Origin of the sequence: Leifsonia sp. Leaf264 (genome assembly GCF_001422325.1) — a bacterium.
In the GTDB taxonomy this organism is placed as follows: Bacteria; Actinomycetota; Actinomycetes; order Actinomycetales; family Microbacteriaceae; genus Orlajensenia.
In genome coordinates this window covers 35,870-53,044 of sequence record NZ_LMMR01000008.1, presented here as the reverse complement: position 1 = coordinate 53,044, position 17,175 = coordinate 35,870, and the positions used below count along the sequence as shown (strand labels likewise).

15 protein-coding genes are annotated in these 17,175 nt (G+C 69.9%); 13 read left to right on the top strand and 2 right to left on the bottom strand.

The features are described 5' to 3' along the window. Positions 1 to 96: 96 nt before the first annotated feature. The 7 genes from ASF30_RS19265 to ASF30_RS19235 all read left to right on the top strand — a co-directional run bounded on the left by ASF30_RS19265 (position 97) and on the right by ASF30_RS19235 (position 7,269). Positions 97 to 1,080, top strand: coding sequence for a PDR/VanB family oxidoreductase (locus ASF30_RS19265; RefSeq protein ID WP_055910674.1), 984 nt, complete (start codon positions 97 to 99; stop codon positions 1,078 to 1,080). A 29-nt stretch (positions 1,081 to 1,109) separates the two neighbouring features. Continuing rightward, entirely contained in the window at positions 1,110 to 2,312 is a 1,203-nt protein-coding gene (locus ASF30_RS19260) for a cytochrome P450 (protein WP_055910671.1), read from the top strand. A 214-nt stretch (positions 2,313 to 2,526) separates the two neighbouring features. Then, positions 2,527 to 3,540, top strand: a complete 1,014-nt coding sequence (locus tag ASF30_RS23240) for a hypothetical protein (protein WP_200918493.1) — start codon at positions 2,527 to 2,529, stop codon at positions 3,538 to 3,540. A gap of 137 nt (positions 3,541 to 3,677) precedes the next feature. After that, positions 3,678 to 4,316 (top strand): NAD(P)-dependent oxidoreductase, encoded by a 639-nt coding sequence (locus ASF30_RS19250; RefSeq protein ID WP_055910668.1) that lies wholly within the window; start codon positions 3,678 to 3,680, stop codon positions 4,314 to 4,316. 5 nt (positions 4,317 to 4,321) lie between these two features. After that, positions 4,322 to 4,786: an SRPBCC domain-containing protein gene (locus tag ASF30_RS19245; protein ID WP_055910665.1), complete on the top strand. Its 465-nt coding sequence runs from the start codon at positions 4,322 to 4,324 to the stop codon at positions 4,784 to 4,786. Positions 4,787 to 4,849: 63 nt separating this feature from the next. Further along, on the top strand, positions 4,850 to 6,055 hold the full coding sequence (locus ASF30_RS19240) for a fumarylacetoacetate hydrolase family protein (RefSeq protein WP_055910662.1): 1,206 nt from the start codon (positions 4,850 to 4,852) through the stop codon (positions 6,053 to 6,055). 242 nt (positions 6,056 to 6,297) lie between these two features. Then, complete coding sequence (locus ASF30_RS19235; RefSeq protein ID WP_055910659.1) at positions 6,298 to 7,269, top strand: aldo/keto reductase; 972 nt, start codon at positions 6,298 to 6,300, stop codon at positions 7,267 to 7,269. A gap of 4 nt (positions 7,270 to 7,273) precedes the next feature. On the opposite strand, the gene ASF30_RS19230 is transcribed toward ASF30_RS19235, so the two are convergent. Continuing rightward, positions 7,274 to 8,101, bottom strand: a complete 828-nt coding sequence (locus ASF30_RS19230; protein ID WP_082468124.1) for a FadR/GntR family transcriptional regulator — start codon at positions 8,099 to 8,101, stop codon at positions 7,274 to 7,276. An 83-nt stretch (positions 8,102 to 8,184) separates the two neighbouring features. Here ASF30_RS19230 and ASF30_RS19225 point away from each other — a divergent pair, with 83 nt between their 5' ends. From ASF30_RS19225 to ASF30_RS19205, 5 genes are all read left to right on the top strand, one after another. After that, positions 8,185 to 9,084, top strand: coding sequence for an amidohydrolase family protein (locus tag ASF30_RS19225; protein WP_055910656.1), 900 nt, complete (start codon positions 8,185 to 8,187; stop codon positions 9,082 to 9,084). A gap of 11 nt (positions 9,085 to 9,095) precedes the next feature. Then, entirely contained in the window at positions 9,096 to 9,941 is an 846-nt protein-coding gene (locus ASF30_RS19220; RefSeq protein WP_055911048.1) for a fumarylacetoacetate hydrolase family protein, read from the top strand. Then, entirely contained in the window at positions 9,938 to 10,705 is a 768-nt protein-coding gene (locus ASF30_RS19215; RefSeq protein WP_055910653.1) for an SDR family NAD(P)-dependent oxidoreductase, read from the top strand. Before ASF30_RS19220 ends, ASF30_RS19215 begins: the two co-directional genes overlap by 4 nt. Further along, positions 10,702 to 11,025, top strand: a complete 324-nt coding sequence (locus tag ASF30_RS19210) for an L-rhamnose mutarotase (protein ID WP_055910650.1) — start codon at positions 10,702 to 10,704, stop codon at positions 11,023 to 11,025. The genes ASF30_RS19215 and ASF30_RS19210 overlap by 4 nt, the downstream gene beginning before the upstream one ends. 277 nt (positions 11,026 to 11,302) lie before the next feature. Next, complete coding sequence (locus ASF30_RS19205; RefSeq protein ID WP_157497533.1) at positions 11,303 to 13,957, top strand: phosphoenolpyruvate carboxylase; 2,655 nt, start codon at positions 11,303 to 11,305, stop codon at positions 13,955 to 13,957. Here the strand turns inward: ASF30_RS19205 and ASF30_RS19200 are convergent. Continuing rightward, entirely contained in the window at positions 13,954 to 14,913 is a 960-nt protein-coding gene (locus ASF30_RS19200) for a J domain-containing protein (protein WP_055910647.1), read from the bottom strand. The genes ASF30_RS19205 and ASF30_RS19200 overlap by 4 nt on opposite strands. A gap of 236 nt (positions 14,914 to 15,149) precedes the next feature. Between ASF30_RS19200 and ASF30_RS19195 the strand changes: the two genes are divergently transcribed. Then, complete coding sequence (locus tag ASF30_RS19195; protein ID WP_157497531.1) at positions 15,150 to 17,051, top strand: glycerophosphodiester phosphodiesterase; 1,902 nt, start codon at positions 15,150 to 15,152, stop codon at positions 17,049 to 17,051. Positions 17,052 to 17,175: the final 124 nt, after the last annotated feature.

Sequence of the window (17,175 nt, the reverse complement as noted above, 5' to 3'; positions counted from 1 at the left end):
TAGCACTTTCCTTTCAACGGAAAGGATTCCCTACGGTCTCGGCCCCATGTCTACGGTGTGATCACTCGTCGTCAACGGTGACAACAGGAGACCCTCATGAAATCCTCGACCCTGCGTGACCCACGTGAATCCGAGGGTTCGGCCTCTCGTGAGCTCGTCGTCGTCGCCAAGGAATCCATCGCGTCGGAGGTTCTGTCGATCAGGCTCCGCCGCGTCGACGGCGGCCGATTGCCGGACTGGACACCGGGAGCCCACATCGATGTGATCCTGCCGAACGGAATCACACGGCAGTACTCGCTCTGCGGCGATCCCGCAGACAGCGTCGAATATCGAATCGCCGTGTTGCGCGAGCCGGCGGGCGGCGGCGGCTCCAGATTCATCCACGACGTTCTCGGCGTAGGGGACAGGGTCGGCCTCGGCGGTCCACGGAACAACTTCGGTCTCGTTCCATCCGAGTCATTCACATTCATAGCCGGTGGCATCGGCATCACGCCGATTCTTCCCATGGTGCACGCGGCCGAGGCTCTCGGCGCTCGCTGGAGACTCCTCTACCTCGGCCGGGACATCAGCACCATGGCATTGACGGATGAGATCGCCGGCGGGCGCGGTCAGGTCACCGTGCACCCGGCATCCGAGCGCGGACCCATGCCACTCGCCGATTGGATCGGAGGCTACGACGAGACGACCAAGCTGTACGCGTGCGGCCCGGCACGGCTCCTGGAATCGGTGGACGACATCACACGCACGTGGCGGACAGGGTGGGTGCGCACGGAGCGGTTCACGGCGCGCTCGTTCAGTGCACCTCCTCGGAACGACTCGTTCCAGGTACAGGTCTTCGGCACCGACATCACGGTCGGTGTGGATCCCGGCACCTCTGTCACGGATGCATTGCGAAGCGTCGGCGTCGACATCCTCATGTCGTGCTCCCGGGGAGTGTGCGGAACCTGCGAGACCGTCGTCGTGGACGGCGAGCCCGATCACCGCGACTCGATCCTCAGCGATGCCGAGCAAGCGGCCTGCAATTCATTCTTCCCGTGTGTCAGTCGGTCCCGGAGCGACCGTTTGGTCATCGCCGTCTGACCAGGCACCGCTCACGAAAGGACACGACAATGACCATCACCGACACGCAGGCCGCCGTCAGCACCGACGACCCCTTCAGCACCGAGATCCTCGAGGATCCGCTTCCCTTCCAGCAACGTCTGCGCGAGGCCGGCGAAGTCGTGCGGTTGGAGAAGTACGACGTGCATGCCATGGGCAGGTACGAGACCGTCCGTTCCGCGTTGGTGAACTGGCAGGAGTTCCAATCCGCGGCGGGCGTCGGGCTGAGCAATTTCACACGGGAGAAACCCTGGCGGCCGCCGAGTCTGCTTCTCGAGGCTGACCCGCCTCACCACAATGCGCCGCGCGAGGTTCTCGCCAAGGTGCTGAGCCCGCGTTCGATTCGCGCACTGGAGCCGATGTGGGCGGATGATGCGGAGCGCCTCGTCGACGACCTGTTGGGCGGCCCGCTCGAGTTCGATGCGGTCCCGGAACTGGCGGAGGCGTTCCCCCTCCGCGTTTTCCCCGACGCGGTCGGACTCCCCGGATCGGACCGCGACCACCTGCTTCCCTACGGTGACCACCTCTTCAACACGTTCGGTCCAGAGAACTCCCTGGTTCAACGAGGCGCCCAGCGCGCACCGGAACTTTCCGCGTGGGTGAACGCCCAGTGCTCGCGGGAATCGCTCGCCGCGACAGGATTCGGCGCCGACATCTGGGCCGCGACCGATCGCGGCGACATAACGACGGCGCAGGCGCCGCTCATCGTGCGCTCGCTGCTCTCCGCCGGAGTCGACACGACAGTCCACGCCATCGGTGCGGTGCTCCACGCATTCGCGACACATCCCGCGCAATGGGAGGCACTCCGATCCGACCCACGGTTGGCTCGGCGGGCCTTCGACGAGGCGATCCGACTCGAGTCCCCGGTGCAGACGTTCTTCCGAACCACCACACGAGACGTGGAACTCGACGGCACCGTGATTCCCGAAGGGCACAAGATCCTGATGTTCCTGGGATCGGCCAACCGGGACCCGCGGCGCTGGGACAACCCCGACGAGTTCGATCTCTCGCGAGACCCGTCGGGGCACGTCGGGTTCGGCATGGGAATCCACCAGTGCGTGGGCCAACACGTTGCGCGGCTGGAGGCGGCGACGCTCATCACCGCATTGGCGCGGCGGGTCAGAACCATCGAGTTGTCGGACAGGCCGCGTCGACACCTCAACAACACGCTCCGCGCTTGGGAGAGCATGCCCGTGCGCGTCACCCTGGCCTGATCGGTGCTGGTGCGTCCTCGAAGAGCGGTGCCGCTGGCGGATGGGTCGACCCGCACCGATCATCCCTGCCGGACGATCATCGATGTATGGCTTCGCCACCCCAGGGCTCAACGTCACTCCGGAGGGGGAGGCAGCCGCCCGGCAGCGGGGTGGCGGTCGGAGGTCTGCCCCGCGATCTTCTACCGTGGAAGCCGGACCGAAAGCGAGTGCGCCTGTGACGACTGTGGACGATGTCCGTGAAGCAATCAGGAATGAAGGCCTCACCGGGCAGAACCTGTTCGACGACCACGGCATCCGTGAGGATGAAGTCGGGATCCGCCGCACTCCTCACGGGTTGCTGGTATTCACGACCGATGAACGCGCAGCATCCTGCAACGAACAGACCTTCTCCGACGAGTCGGCTGCGTACGACGAGTTCTTGGCACGTCTCCGCGCCGGCAACCGGCTCGCAGCCGCCCGCCAGGCTGCACGCACCCTCGAGCGCGAGCAGAGACTGGCTTCGGCCGGGAACATGTACCGGGACGAGTTCACCTCCATCCCCGACCGGTACTCGTTGGGTGTCGAGGAACGTTCCGGCCGCCGGTACGTGTCCTTCCCTGTCAGCAACTCCGCAGCGGACTACAACGAGTACTACGCGGTGACCGACGACCAGTACGGACAGGTTCTCGCTGACCCTGTTGCTGCCGTTGCGTTCGTGAACGAATGCCGGAAGCACTGGCATGACGACCTGCTCATGCAGAAACCCGGCTGGAACCGTGGGACAGCCGACGTGCAGGAGTACGCAGGTGAGGATCCGAGGACGATGGCCGCTCCCGGCCGCACCCTGAACATCAGCCTCCCTGCAGAGGTTGCCGTCCCGTTGATCACGGACACGTTCCGAGCTGCCGGCCTCCGGCGCACGAACACGACCGGGGCGACAGTCGCCCTCACCTACGGCAGCGGGACCCGGGAATGGCTGTCCACTATCCTCCCAACCGAAATCATCCCCGGGATGAGGCGATGGTCCTGGTCATTCCGGGTCGTCATCTCAGTCCTCGACGAACGACCAGGCGGATGCGTGGTGAGGGTTGAAGGGAACCGGTTCGCTGCCGCGGGGAGCACCGTCGATTTCTACCTGACGACACTGGATGCAGCAGTCACCGCTCTCCGCGCCGCCGGCGCCGGAGTCGCCGCGGAACAGGTCACCGACAGGCAGGACAAGCGTCAGCAGCGTCCGTCACGCGGCTGAGCTCGTCACGAGGTTCGGCGTCACCGGATGGGTGCGAACAGGAAGATCCGCGGCGATCGGCTGGGATCTTTTTTCGTCAAGTAGTGCGCTCCAGCGGCTCGCCACCCGACAATGGTGTCCGACCAAGAAGGAGCGCAATGACTCGCATCGGCGTCATCGGGGGAACCGGCTACACCGGCAGCAACATCGTGCACGAGGCAGCGTCTCGGGGGCACACCGTCGTCTCGGTCGCACGGCGGCCATCCGACCATCGCGCGCCCGGGGCCATCTACCTGGAGGGATCCATCCTCGACGCACCCGACCTGGTGGAATCGATCGAGGGCGTCGAGGTCGTGGTGTTCGCGGTGGCACCCCGCGGCGACATGGCGGGCAATGTGCGATCGGCGATCGCGGAGATCGTGCGGGAACTGCCCGGGCACGTGCGCATCGGCGTCATCGGGGGAACCGGGGGAAGCCTCGTCGAACCCGGCGGCCCGCGCGTGGTCGACGTCGACTTCCCCGAGGCGTACAAGGCGGAGTCGCTGGAACTCATCGGCGTCCTCGACGATCTCGAGGCTTCGCCCACGAGCTGTGACTGGTTCTACGTGCATCCGGCGGCCGGCTACGGCGGCATGGCACCGGGCGAGCGCACCGGCAGCTACCGCGTCGGCGGTGACGTGATGCTCGTCCAGGAGGACGGCGAATCGTTCATCTCAGGCGCCGACCTCGCGATGGCGATCGTCGATGAGATCGAGTCCCCGCGTCATCGTCGCGAACGCTTCACCCTCGGCTACTGATCACCATGAACCCCGAGCTCGATCTCGACCTGCAGCGCGTCATCCGCGCTCCTCGTGCTGCGGTCTGGCGCGCCTGGACCGATGCGGATGAGCTGAGCCGGTGGTTCGTGCCGGCCCCGACGGTGCTTCGGGTGGAGCGCCTCGACGTGCGACCCGGCGGCGGGCTCGTCACGAGCCTGAGCGACGACGGCGAGAACTTCGTTCCGCACATCGACGCCGCGTTCCTGGTCGTCGAGTCCGAGGAGCGGATCGTCTGGACGAACGCCATCGGAAGCGGATGGCGGCCGCAGCGGCCGCAACCCGTGGCGATGACAGCGGAGATCGTGCTCGCCGAGCACCCCGACGGCACCGACTATCGCGTGGTGGTGCGCCACGGGAGCCCGGAGGACCGCGCGCGGCACCTCGAGCTCGGCTTCTTCGAGGGCTGGGGCTCGGTGACCGACCAGCTCGCCACCCTCGTCGAGCGCTGATCGCCCTGCGCGCATGAGAACCGCCCGACTCGACACCGCTGAACCGACAGTGCGGGAGACCCGATGACCACGACAGCATGGCCGACGGATGCGAGCGGACTGCTCCCCGACGACGGGTACGCCGGCACACTCGCGGGCCGGGCGTGGCTCCCTGACACTGATGGACGCGCCGGCCACTCCGGTCCGGTCGTGGTGGCGATCCGCGCCGACGGCGTCATCGACGTGTCGTCGTCGTTCGCCACGATGCGGGCGCTGTCGGAGCAGGCCGATCCGGCGGGGGCACTGGCCGCGGCATCCGGGACCCGAATCGGGACCCTCGACGAGCTCGTGGCCAACACGCCGCCCGAGACCCGCGACGAGGCACGGCCGTGGCTGCTCTCGCCGATCGACCTGCACGTGGTGAAGGCCGCCGGGGTGACGTTCCCGGTGTCGATGATCGAGCGGGTGATCGAGGAGCGGGCACGCGGCGATCAGGACGCGGCGGCCGTCATCCGTTCCGAGATCCTGGAGACCATCGGAGGCTCCCTCGACGCGCTGCGCCCGGGGTCGGAGGAGGCGTCGGCGCTGAAGGACCTGCTGCTCGAGCGCGGCTGGTGGAGCCAGTACCTCGAGGTGGGCATCGGCCCCGACGCCGAGGTCTTCACGAAGGCGCCCGTGCTCTCGACCGTCGGGCCACTCGTCGACGTGGGTGTGCACCCGGCCTCGCAGTGGAACAACCCGGAGCCCGAGGTGGTGCTCGTGGTGAGTTCCGACGGACGCATCGTGGGGGCGAGCCTCGGCAACGACGTGAACCTGCGCGACATCGAGGGTCGCAGCGCCCTGCTGCTCGGCAAAGCCAAGGACAACAACGCCTCGGCTTCAGTCGGCCCGTTCGTGCGTCTCTTCGACGCGAGCTATGACCTCGACGACCTGCGAGCATCCGTCGTGCGGCTGTCGATCGACGGCGAGGACGGCTACAGTCTCGACGGCCACAGTGAGCTCGCCCGCATCAGCCGCGACCCGGCCGATCTCGTGGAGCAGGTCATCGGTGCCCACCATCAGTACCCCGACGGATTCGTGCTGTACTTGGGCACCATGTTCGCGCCTGTCGACGACCGCGACGTGACCGGACGCGGCTTCACCCACCACGACGGCGACCTCGTGCGCATCGCCGAACCGCGGCTCGGGACACTGGTCAACCGCGTGCGCTCGAGCTCGGAGGCAGCCCCGTGGACGTTCGGCATCGACGCCCTCTACCGCTCCCTTGCCGCGCGCGGACTACTGCGCTGACCCCCGCGCGCCCACGCGCAGCAGGGGGGCACCCGGGTGACTCGTGGTGGCGCTACGCCCGCCGATGATCTGACGAATCGAGCGGCATCCGTCGCACCTCCGACCGACTGGCGGCCCGAAGCCGGCAGATTCACCCAACCAATCGGCCATCTTCATCGCGGTCGGCCTCGTTTTGTGGCCTTTTCGGAGCGATTGATCTAATCTTTAGTCGCACCCTTGCCCATCGCTGTGGAGGTTCCTCAATGCTGAGTCGCACGCTGAGGTCGAAGCTGACCTTCACCGAACTCGGGATGGGCACGGCGCAGCTCGGGAATCTCTATCGGGAGACGACGGATGCCGAGGCTCGAGCAGCGGTCGACGCCGCGTGGGACGCCGGCATCCGGTACTTCGACACCGCACCGCACTACGGGCTGGGCCTCTCGGAGCGGCGCCTCGGCGCCGCCCTGGCAGGTCGTCCCCGCGAGGACTACGTGCTGTCCACGAAGGTCGGGCGGCTGATCGTGCCGAGCGGCTATCCCGAGGGCACGATGGACGACGAGGGATACGCCGTCTCGGCGACGGTGCGCCGCGAGTGGGACCTGAGTCGTGACGGCATCCGTCGATCAGTGCACGAGAGCCTCGAGCGTCTCGGCCTCGATCGCATCGACATCGGCTACCTGCACGATCCAGACGACCACGGCGACGAGGCGCACGCCGAGGCCATTCCCGCCCTGATCGAGCTGCGCGAGGAAGGCGTCGTGCGCGCCGTCGGAGCCGGCATGAACCAGTCGGCCATGCCAGCCGAGTTCGTGCGCCGCCACGATGTCGACGTGATCATGCTCGCCGGCCGCTACACACTGCTCGAGCAGGGCGCCCTCGACGAACTGCTGCCTCTGGCGGTGGAGCGCGGCGTGGGGATCGTCGCCGCCGCCGTGTACAACTCCGGACTGCTCGCGCGCCCCCGTCCGCCCGCCGACGCGCACTACGACTACGCCCAGGCACCGGCCGAGCTCATCGCCAGGGCCAACGCCATCGCCGACGTCTGCGAGGAGTTCGGCATCACCCTGCCCGAGGCCGCCATCGCCTACCCGCTGCGGCATCCGGCCGTCGTCTCGGTGGTCGTCGGCACGCGCACGGCCGAGCAGGTGCTCGGAACCGTCGAACGCTACGAGCATGAGATCCCGGCGGAGTTCTGGACGGCGCTCGACGAGCGCGGGCTGGTGCGGCGTGCCTGAGCGCTCACTCGGCGGCGGGCGGTGCGCTCTCGCCTGCGACCGCGCCTTCGCCGGCCGCTGCGCCTGCAGCGGGAGCGCTTGCGCCGGGAGCGACGGCGGCATCCGCCTCGGCGAAGTGCGTCGCGGTGGACTCCTCCACACCCAGCACGTGCACCATCATGCGGATACGCGCGCGATCGGGATCGCGGGCCAGCAGCGCGTCGAGGATGGCGCGGTGCTCGCGCTGCGTCTCGCGCACGGCGCCCTGCTCGTGGATGGCACGCCAGAGCCTGGCGCGGGCCGTGCGGCCGACGAGGGCTTCGATGATGGCCGCGAAGGCCGGGTTGCCGCTGGCGCGGGCGATGAGGCGGTGGAACTCGGTGTCGACGTCGATGATGGCCTCGAGGTCGGTGCCGGGCTCGTCGGCCAGGAGGGCATCACCGCGATCCAGGATGCCGACGGCGGCGTCGAGGTCGGCATCCGTCATCCGCAGGGCGGCATGGGCGGCGGCCTCGGGCTCGAGCACGCGGCGAACGCCGAGCAGGTGCACGCTGTTCTCGGGCGACTGCAGGTCGGCGAGGAAGCCGAGGGGCTCGAACAACTGACCGGGTCCGAGATCGGTGACGTAGGTGCCGTCGCCCTGTCGGGTCTCGAGCACCCCCAGGACGACGAGGGCCCGCACGCCCTCGCGCAGCGATCCGCGGGAGACGCCGAGCAGGGCGCAGAGGTCCTTCTCGACCGGGAGCCTGGCTCCGGCGACCAGCCGACCGCTGGTGAGCATCTCGCGGATGCCGTCGATCACCACGTTCGACTGCGAACGCGGCGACTCCCCGTCTGCGGTGCGTGTGGCCATGGGCACATCCTAGGCGGGCACCGCGGGCCCGACGCGTCAGTCATCAGATCTTTGGGCCCATCGATCAGCAGAGGAAGATGCGGATGAGCCTGATCATCGATGCGCACCAGCACGTCTGGGATCTGCAGCGGGCCGAGTACGCCTGGCTGGGTCCGGATGCCGGCATCCTGAACCGCTCGATCCCGATGGGCGAGGTGCTGCCGTCCTTCGAAGCCGCCGGGGTGACGGGCAGCGTGCTCGTGCAGGCGGCCGACAACGATGAGGACACCGAGTACATGCTCGAGGTGGCCCGGCGCTCGCCGCAGGTGCTCGGCGTCGTCGGCTATGTGCCGCTGCACCAGCCGGAGCGTGCGGCCGAGCGCCTCGCCGAGTTGCAGCGGGAGCCGTTGTTCTGCGGGGTGCGCAATCTCATCCACGACCGCAGCGATCCGCACTGGCTGCTGCGCGACGACGTGGATGCCACCCTCGGCCTGCTCGAGGATGCCGGGGTGCCGTTCGACGTGGTGGGCGTGCTGCCGGAGCACCTGCGGGCCGTGATCGCGATCTCGGAGCGGCATCCGCGCCTGCGCATGGTGCTCGACCACCTGAACAAGCCTCCGATCGGTGCCGCCGACAGCGAGCCGTGGCGCTCGCTCATCGCGCGGGCCGCCGAGAACCCCCTCGTGTTCGGCAAGGTCTCCGGCCTGTACTCCGCCGTCGGCGACCCCGCCAGCTGGACCGTGGACAGCATCCGCCCGATCTTCGATCACGCGATGGGCGTCTTCGGACCCGATCGGCTGCTCTACGGCGGCGACTGGCCGGTGTCGCTGATCGCCGGCGGCTACGACAGGGTCTTCGCCGGCATCGGCGAACTGCTCGCCGACCTCGACGTGGGCGCTCGCGACAGCATCCTCGCGGGCACCGCCGCCGACTTCTACTCGCTCGACCTCGACCCTCTCACCGGCCCAGACACGGCCGCCGACCTCCAGAAGGAGACACCGTGACCAGCACTCCCATCAGCCTCGCCCGACTCGGGGAGGCAGGCGACGAGATCCCCGTCGTCCTGGCCGGAGGGCGGACCCTCGACGCCCGCGGCGTCACGGCCGACTTCGACGGCGCGTTCCTCGCCGCCGACGGCGTCGCCCGCCTCCGCGCGGCTCTCGACGACCTGCCCGAGCTCGAGTCGGCGGCCGACCTGCGCGTGGGTGCTCCGATCGCGTGCCCGGGCAAGATCGTCTGCATCGGCCTCAATTACCGCGACCACGCCGAGGAGACCGGAGCCGCGCTGCCGGCCGAGCCGGTGATCTTCATGAAGGACCCGACGACGCTCGTCGGTCCGTTCGATGACGTGCTCATCCCGCGCGGCTCGGTGAAGACCGACTGGGAGGTCGAGCTCGGCGTCGTGATCGGCGCGACGGCCCGCTACCTCGACTCGCCCGATGAGGCCCTCGCTCACGTGGCCGGGTACGCCGTCTCGCACGACGTGTCCGAGCGCGAGTTCCAGCTCGAGCGCGGCGGCCAGTGGGACAAGGGCAAGAGCTGCGAGACCTTCAACCCCTTCGGCCCCGAGCTGGTTCCGGCCGACCAGGTCGGCGACCCGCAGGCGCTCGGACTCCGGCTCAGCGTGAACGGCACCGTTCGGCAGGACGGCACCACCGCCAACATGCTCTTCTCCGTGGCGCACGTCGTCTGGTACGTGAGCCAGTTCATGGTGCTGCATCCGGGAGACGTCATCAACACGGGCACCCCGGCCGGCGTCGCCCTCGGCATCGAGGGCAACCCGTACCTGCGCGCGGGCGACGTGGTCGAGCTCGAGATCGACGGCCTCGGCAGCGCGCGCCAGACGCTGGTGCAGGCATGAGCGCCGGCGAGTTCGACGGGCTCGTCGCCCTGGTGACGGGCGGCGCCTCGGGCATCGGCCTGGCCACCGCGCAGACCCTCGCCGAGCGTGGAGCCCGGGTGGCCGTTCTCGACCGCGCCATCGACGGGCTGCCGGCGCCGCTGCACGGCTTCGTCGCCGACGTCTCGGACCGTGCCTCGGTGAACGCCGCCGTCGCGGCCATCGCCGCGGAGCTCGGTGGCATCGACATCGTCGTGAACAACGCCGGCATCAGCGCCGTCGGCACTGTCGCGGAGAACGACGACGCCGAGTGGGCCCGCGTGCTCGACATCAACGTGGTCGGCATGGCCCGCGTGACCGCCGCCGCCCTGCCCTGGCTTCGGGAGTCGGATGCCGCAGCCGTCGTGAATCTGTGCTCCATCGCCGCGCTCAACGGCCTGCCGCAGCGCGCCCTCTACGCGGCGTCGAAGGGCGCCGTGCTCGCCCTCACCTACGCCATGGCCACCGATCACGTGAGCGAGGGCATCCGGGTGAACTGCGTGAGCCCCGGAACCGTCGCCACGCCGTTCGTCGATCGGATGCTGGCCGGATTCGCCGACCCCGTGGCCGAGCGCGCGGCCCTCGACGCCCGCCAGGCGACCGGCCGCATGGTGGAGCCGGTCGAGGTGGCGGCAGCGATCGCCTACCTGGCCAGTCCGTTGTCGGGCTCGACGACGGGCACGGCCCTCGAGGTCGACGGCGGCGTCACCCACCTGCGGGTGCGCGCAGCCGGGGCGCGCTCATGAGGCGGGTCGCATCCGTCATCGGGCTGCCGCCCGAGAACGTCGAGGAGTACGAGCGCCTGCACGCGGCCGCGTGGCCGGCCGTGCTCGACAGGCTGACGCGTAGCAACGTCACGAACTACTCCATCCACCGTCACGGCGACCTGCTGTTCTCCTACCTGGAGTACGTCGGCGACGACTACGAGGCCGATATGGCCGCCATCGCCGCCGACCCAGCGACGCAGGAGTGGTGGGCCGTGTGCGAGCCGTTGCAGCGTCCGCTCCCGGATCGAGCGGACGGCGAATGGTGGAAGGGCATCCCCGAGGTGTTCCACCTCGACTGACGTCCGCGCAGGCGCCCGCCCCCACGGTTCGGTGGCCTCTGCGACTCGGCGGAGGCTCGGTGACCTGGCGGATGCAGGAACCTCCGCCGAGCCACCGGAACTCCGCCGGGTCACGCGGAGAGCCCGAGCGAGTCGCCACGGCCCCGCCGATCCACCGCCGGGCCACCGCGAACCCGCGGAATCGCGCGCGACGCGGGCCCGCGGCATCCGGAACCGACGGTGTCAGCAGAAGACGGCGTGAAACATGCCGTACACGGGAAGGCCGTAGTCTCGGCGGGTGACCTTCATCTCGACGCCCCTGGAAGAACCCGGCCGCGACGTGGTGCGAGGCGGTGTCGCCGATGCGCTGCGTTCCGACGTGAGCCTGCTCGGCCGCCTGCTCGGCCGCATCCTCACCGAGGCCGGCGGCCCGGAGCTCCTGCACGACGTGGAGAGCCTGCGCGGCCTCGCCATCGAGGCCTACGAGGGCGACGGCCGCGTCTCCATCGAGGCCGCCGAGGAGCTCGTCGAGTCGTTCACGCCCACCCGCGCCGAGCAGGTGGCGCGTGCGTTCACCGTCTACTTCCACCTCGTCAACCTCGCCGAGGAGCACCACCGTGTGCGCGTGCTGCGCTCGCGCGACACCTCGAAGACGGATGCCGCCAGCGACACCCTCCCCGGAGCCCTCGCCCGGCTCGTCGACGAGGTCGGGGCCGACGAGGCAGCGACGCGGCTCCAGGGGCTGCGCTTCCACCCCGTGCTGACGGCGCACCCCACCGAGGCGCGGCGCCGGGCCGTGGCATCCGCCATTCGTCGTATCTCCGAGCAGCTCGACCGTCACGATGTCGTGCGACCCGACAGCTCGGCGGCGATCGAGGTGCAGCGGCGCATGCTCGAGGAGATCGACACGCTCTGGCGCACGTCGCCCATCCGCACGACGCGTCCGACGCCTCTCGACGAGGTGCGCACGGCCATGAGCATCTTCGACCAGACGCTGTTCGAGGTCGTGCCGCGGGTGTACCGCATGCTCGACGATGCCCTGCAGCCCGATGCCGCCGGCGTCGCACCGGCCGCGGCCCCGGCGTTCATGCGCCTCGGAACCTGGATCGGCGGCGACCGCGACGGCAACCCCTTCGTGACGGCCGACACCACGCTGGAGGCCGCCCGCATCGCCTCGGAGCACGTGCTGTTCGGACTCGAGAGGGCCGCGACCCGCATCGGCCGCACCCTCACCATCGACTCGACGGACACCCCGGCATCCGCTGAGCTCACGGCTCTCTGGAAGCGTCAGAGCGAACTGGCCGGAGCCGCGGCGTCGCAGATCGGCACCCGCGCCCCGCACGAACCGCACCGTCGGGTGCTGCTCGTGGTGGCTGCGCGCATCGCGGCGACGCGAACCGGCGACGCGGCCCTCGCCTACAACGGCCCCGAGGAGCTCATCGCCGAGCTGCGCATCCTCCAGGACTCGCTGAGCGCGGGTGGCGCTCGCCGCAGCGCCTACGGCGAGCTGCAGGCGCTGGTGTGGCAGGTGCAGACCTTCGGATTCCACCTCGCCGAACTCGAGGTGCGCCAGCACTCCAAGGTGCACCGCGAGACCCTCGCGGAGGTGCGCGCGGGCGGCGAGCTGGGCGAGATGAGCCAGGAGGTGCTGGCGGTCTTCCGCACCATCAAGACCCTGCAGGACACCTACGGCGTGAACGCCTCGCGCCGCTACATCGTCTCGTTCACGCAGAGCGCCGAGGACCTGGCCACGGTCTACGAGCTGGCGGATGCCGCCCTCGGCGCCGACGCTCCAGTGCTCGACGCCATCCCGCTGTTCGAGACCTTCGCCGACCTCGAGGCATCCGTCGAGATCCTGAACGGGATGCTCGAGCTGCCGGCCGTGCAGGCACGCCTCGCCGCCACGGGACGCAAGGTCGAGGTGATGCTCGGCTACTCCGACTCCTCGAAGGACGTGGGACCCGTGGCCGCAGCGCTCGCGCTCGACACTGCGCAGGCGCGCATCTCGGACTGGGCGGCGGAGAACGACATCGTGCTCACCCTGTTCCACGGTCGTGGCGGGGCTCTGGGCCGCGGCGGCGGACCGGCCAACGAGGCCGTGATGGCCCAGCCGCCCGGATCGGTCGACGGACGCTTCAAGCTCACCGAGCAGGGCGAGGTGATCTTCGCGCAGTACGGCGACCAGTCGATCGCCGAGCGCCACATCGAGCAGATGGCTGCCGCGGCACTGCTGGCCTCGGCTCCGGCGAACGAGGAGGCCAACAGGGTGGCGGCGGCCGAGTTCAGCTCGCTCGCCGACCGCCTCGACGAGACCTCGCGCAAACGCTTCTTCGAGCTGGTGAAGGCCGACGGCTTCGCGCCGTGGTTCGCGCAGGTGACCCCCATGGAGGAGATCGGTCTCCTCGCCCTGGGCTCGCGCCCGGCCCGCCGCGGCCTCTCGGTCGAGTCGCTCGAAGACCTGCGCGCCATCCCGTGGGTGTTCTCCTGGACGCAGGCCCGCATCAACCTCACCGGCTGGTTCGGCCTGGGCACGGCGCTGAAGGCCGTCGGCGACATCGACGAGCTGCGAGCCGCCTACGCGCGCTGGCCACTGTTCGCCGCCATGATCGACAACGTCGAGATGTCGCTCGCGAAGACCGACGTGCGCCTGGCCGAACGCTACCTCGCACTGGGATCGCGGGACGACCTGCGCGACCTGGTGCTCGACGAGATGGCCATCACGCGCGAGTGGGTGCTGCGCACCAGCGGAAACGCCGAGCTCCTCGAGCGCCGCCCGGTGCTGCAGCGCGCAGTGCGCCTGCGCAGTCCGTACGTCGACGCGCTCTCCCTGCTGCAGCTGCGTGCCCTGCGTGCCCTGCGTGATGCTGACGGCTCGGATGCCGCCGCCGAACCGCTGCGCCTGCTGCTCTTCACCGTGAACGGGGTCGCGGCCGGGCTGCAGAACACGGGCTAGGAGCCGGGCTCGGCGGGCTCGCCGGACTGGCCGGACTCGGTGGGGTCGCCCGGCCCGCCGCGCTCGGCTGCGTGGGCCTCGTTTGCCGTGCGACGACGGCGATCCCGCGCATCCTGGCTGCTGCGGCCGATGAGCAGGAGGGCCAGGAACGGGCTGCCCGTCACGAACGCCCCGAACGACGTGAACACGAGTGTGCTGAAGGTGAACGGCGCCGTGATCAGCGCCGACACGATGAAGGCCAGCACGATGAGGCCGACCAGCGTCACGCCGACACGGCCGCACCACGGCACGCCCGACGCGGCGTAGCCGGCACACGTCGCCACGGCCGCGAGGCAGACGGACTCGGCGATGAGCATCACCGGCAGGTACCAGCTCGACGACGGCGGAATGCCGAAGCTGCCGGGGGAGAGGCCGATGGCATTGCTCGAGAACAGCAGTGCCAGCAGTGATGCGATGACCACCACCACCCCGCGCACGATGGCACGCTGCTGACGGGTGGCCTCGCGCACGGCGTGATCGGGCCGCACCACCCAGATCCCGTCGTCGGTGTCGGGCGGACCGTAGTCTCCGGATGCCGCAGCCCGGTGCGAGGTGCCGGAGGTGCGGGGCGCCGGGTTGTCGTCGACGTGAGGAGGGCGTGTGCCCGGTCGGCCCCCGGATGCAGTGCCGCCAGCGCCACGCGCACCGCCCGTGCCACCGCCCGCTGCGCCGGCCCGTCCGCCGCTCACCCCGGAGGTCAGGCGGAGCACCTCGTAGGCCTCGGTCAGGCGGATGAATCGGGCTGCGGCATCCGTCTGCTCCTTCGTGCTTCCACCGGCGAAGCGGTCGGGGTGTGCCAGGCGCGCCAGTCCGTTGTAGGCAGCGCGGATCTCGCTCGAGCTCGCCGTGGGTGCGACACCGAGGATCGCGGCCGCTCGCTCCGGGGACATGGCGCCGTGGGTGGGGGTGCTCGCCATCGCCCACGCTCCCTTCGCGCTCGATCCATCCAGTGTGCGCCATCCGGAGCCCGCACGCGCGTCGAGTGGGACCCGACGCGGCACGAGCACGCGGGGACCACCCCCGACTTCTCCCAGAATTCCGGGCTAGATTGTCCTCTCGGTGGTGCGGCGCTCGGCGCCGGTCTCGAGCCACCGGCAGTCAGCAGAACCGCGCCGCAGAAGCCGTCGGAGAGCACGACCAGAAGGCGACGACAGTGACCAGCGGCACGGTGACGGGGGAGGACTCCGCGATGGATGCCGCCCGCAGCGCGCGGGCCGGCCGCATCCGTTCCCCGCGTGCCCCGCGTCTGCCGCTTCGCACCAGGCTCGCCGCCGACATCGTCGAACTGCGCACAGCCGCGCGCTTCACCCGCTCCGGGCTCATCGCCACCATCACGGCGGCGGTGATCATCCAGGGTGCGACCCTTCTCGTCGCGGTCCCGGCCATCCGGTGGCTGTTCCAGCTCGCGCTCGACAGCGCAGGCATCCGGAATGTCACCGACCGCAACGTCGGCGCACTGCTCGTCGATCCGCTGGCGGACCTGCTGCTCATCGCCATCGCGGCGATAGCCCTCGTGGCCGTGGCGCTGCAGTTGGCTGCGGTGTTCGCCGTGGCCGATCGCCAGCACGCCGGTCGCGCGCTGACCCTTCGGGGGATCGCGACGGATGCCGCAGCCACCGTCGCCCGCCTGCTGCGTCGTCCGTCGCCGTTGCTCCTGGTCTACCTGTTCATCGTCGCCCCGCTCGGCGGGCTCGGACTGTTCTCGGTCGTGACGCAGGGCATCGCCATTCCGCCGTTCGTCACGCGTGAGTACCTGAAGACGCCGGCCGGCACCCTGCTGTACTCGGCGGTGATCGGGCTGGTGCTGTACATCAATTCGCGGCTGGTCTTCACTGTGCCGGCGCTCATCACCGGGCGGCTGTCGCCGCTCGCCGCGATGGTCACGAGCATCCGCATCACCCGGCGACGATTCCTGCACTTCGCCTTCCTCCTCGGTGTGCCGGCCCTGGCGGCATCGCTGCTCAGCACGGGGGTCGTCGAGGTCCTCCTCGGCGTCGCCTCACGCACCGGGGCGCCGGGGTCCGAAGTCTCGTCCATCGCAGCGGCTGCGGCGATCGGAGCGGGCCAGGTGTTCGGTTGCGTCGCCGCTGGAGCCGCCGCGGTGCTCATCTTCAACGTGCTGGTGCACGAGATCAGGGTGCAGCTCGGCCATGCGCCCGTCGCGGCGTCTCCTCGCCGGCCTCGCCGGGTCGTGCGCGCGGTCGCGCTGCGCCTGGTCGCGGCATCCGTCGTCGTCGCGCTCGCCATCACGGCGGCCCCTGCCGTGTCGACCCAGGTGTCGGCGGCGGCGGGCTCGCTCGTGTTCGCGCACCGCGGCTTCTCGGCCGGCGGGGTCGAGAACACCATCGCAGCCCTCGACGCCTCGGTCGACGCCGGCGCCGACTACGTCGAGGCCGACTTCCAGCAGACCGCCGACGGCGGATGGGTGGCTCTGCACGACACCAACCTGCTGATGATCTCCGGCCTCAATCGCAACGTCTTCGACATGACGACGGCCGAGGCCACGTCGACGACGGTGCGCGAGGGTGGTTTCGAGGGCACGATCCCGACGATGGCCGACTACGTGTCGCACGCCCGCGCCATCGGGATGCCGTTGCTCATCGAGGTGAAGGTGCACGGCCACGAACACGGCGACTTCGTGCAGGACTTCCTCGCCCAGCTCGACGCGCTGGGCGTGACCGACCAGAACATCTACCACTCGCTCGATCCGGATGTCGTCTCCAGGCTCAAGACCCTGCGCCCGGCCCTGACCGTGGGACTGACCATCGCCGTGAGCGCCGGCGGGGTTCCCGACAGCCCGTGCGACTTCTTCACGCTCGAGCAGGCCTCGTTCACCCCGGAGTTCCTCGCGGAGGCGCACGCCGAGGGGAAGCCGGTCTACGTCTGGACCGTCGACGGAGACGACCGCATCCGCGACTTCCTGCGGGCGGGCGCCGATGGCATCGTCACCGACCAGCCCGACGACGCCGTGCGCTTCCGCGACCTGCTCTCCCGTACCCCCGACCCCGCCGACGTGGCCGCCGACGAGTTGAGCGAGTTCAGCCTGCTCCGCTGACGGATGCCGCTCGCCGGGGCGCGCGCACGCGCCGCCGGCGCCGCTGGCGCTGAGGGGACGCCTCCGCACGGTGCCGGCGGCTCGTCACCGTGCGGAAGCGTCCCCTCACGCGCGGCGGCAGGGT

Bases quoted from the DNA above. Each gene is read 5' to 3' on its own strand.
- ASF30_RS19240 (WP_055910662.1), top strand. From the start codon at position 4,850: ATGACCACGACAGCATGGCCGACGGATGCGAGCGGACTGCTCCCCGAC.
- ASF30_RS19265 (WP_055910674.1), top strand. From the start codon at position 97: ATGAAATCCTCGACCCTGCGTGACCCACGTGAATCCGAGGGTTCGGCC.
- ASF30_RS19250 (WP_055910668.1), top strand. From the start codon at position 3,678: ATGACTCGCATCGGCGTCATCGGGGGAACCGGCTACACCGGCAGCAAC.
- ASF30_RS19215 (WP_055910653.1), top strand. From the start codon at position 9,938: ATGAGCGCCGGCGAGTTCGACGGGCTCGTCGCCCTGGTGACGGGCGGC.
- ASF30_RS19235 (WP_055910659.1), top strand. From the start codon at position 6,298: ATGCTGAGTCGCACGCTGAGGTCGAAGCTGACCTTCACCGAACTCGGG.
- ASF30_RS19245 (WP_055910665.1), top strand. From the start codon at position 4,322: ATGAACCCCGAGCTCGATCTCGACCTGCAGCGCGTCATCCGCGCTCCT.
- ASF30_RS19225 (WP_055910656.1), top strand. From the start codon at position 8,185: ATGAGCCTGATCATCGATGCGCACCAGCACGTCTGGGATCTGCAGCGG.
- ASF30_RS19260 (WP_055910671.1), top strand. From the start codon at position 1,110: ATGACCATCACCGACACGCAGGCCGCCGTCAGCACCGACGACCCCTTC.
- ASF30_RS19230 (WP_082468124.1), bottom strand. From the start codon at position 8,101: ATGGCCACACGCACCGCAGACGGGGAGTCGCCGCGTTCGCAGTCGAAC.
- ASF30_RS19200 (WP_055910647.1), bottom strand. From the start codon at position 14,913: ATGGCGAGCACCCCCACCCACGGCGCCATGTCCCCGGAGCGAGCGGCC.
- ASF30_RS19210 (WP_055910650.1), top strand. From the start codon at position 10,702: ATGAGGCGGGTCGCATCCGTCATCGGGCTGCCGCCCGAGAACGTCGAG.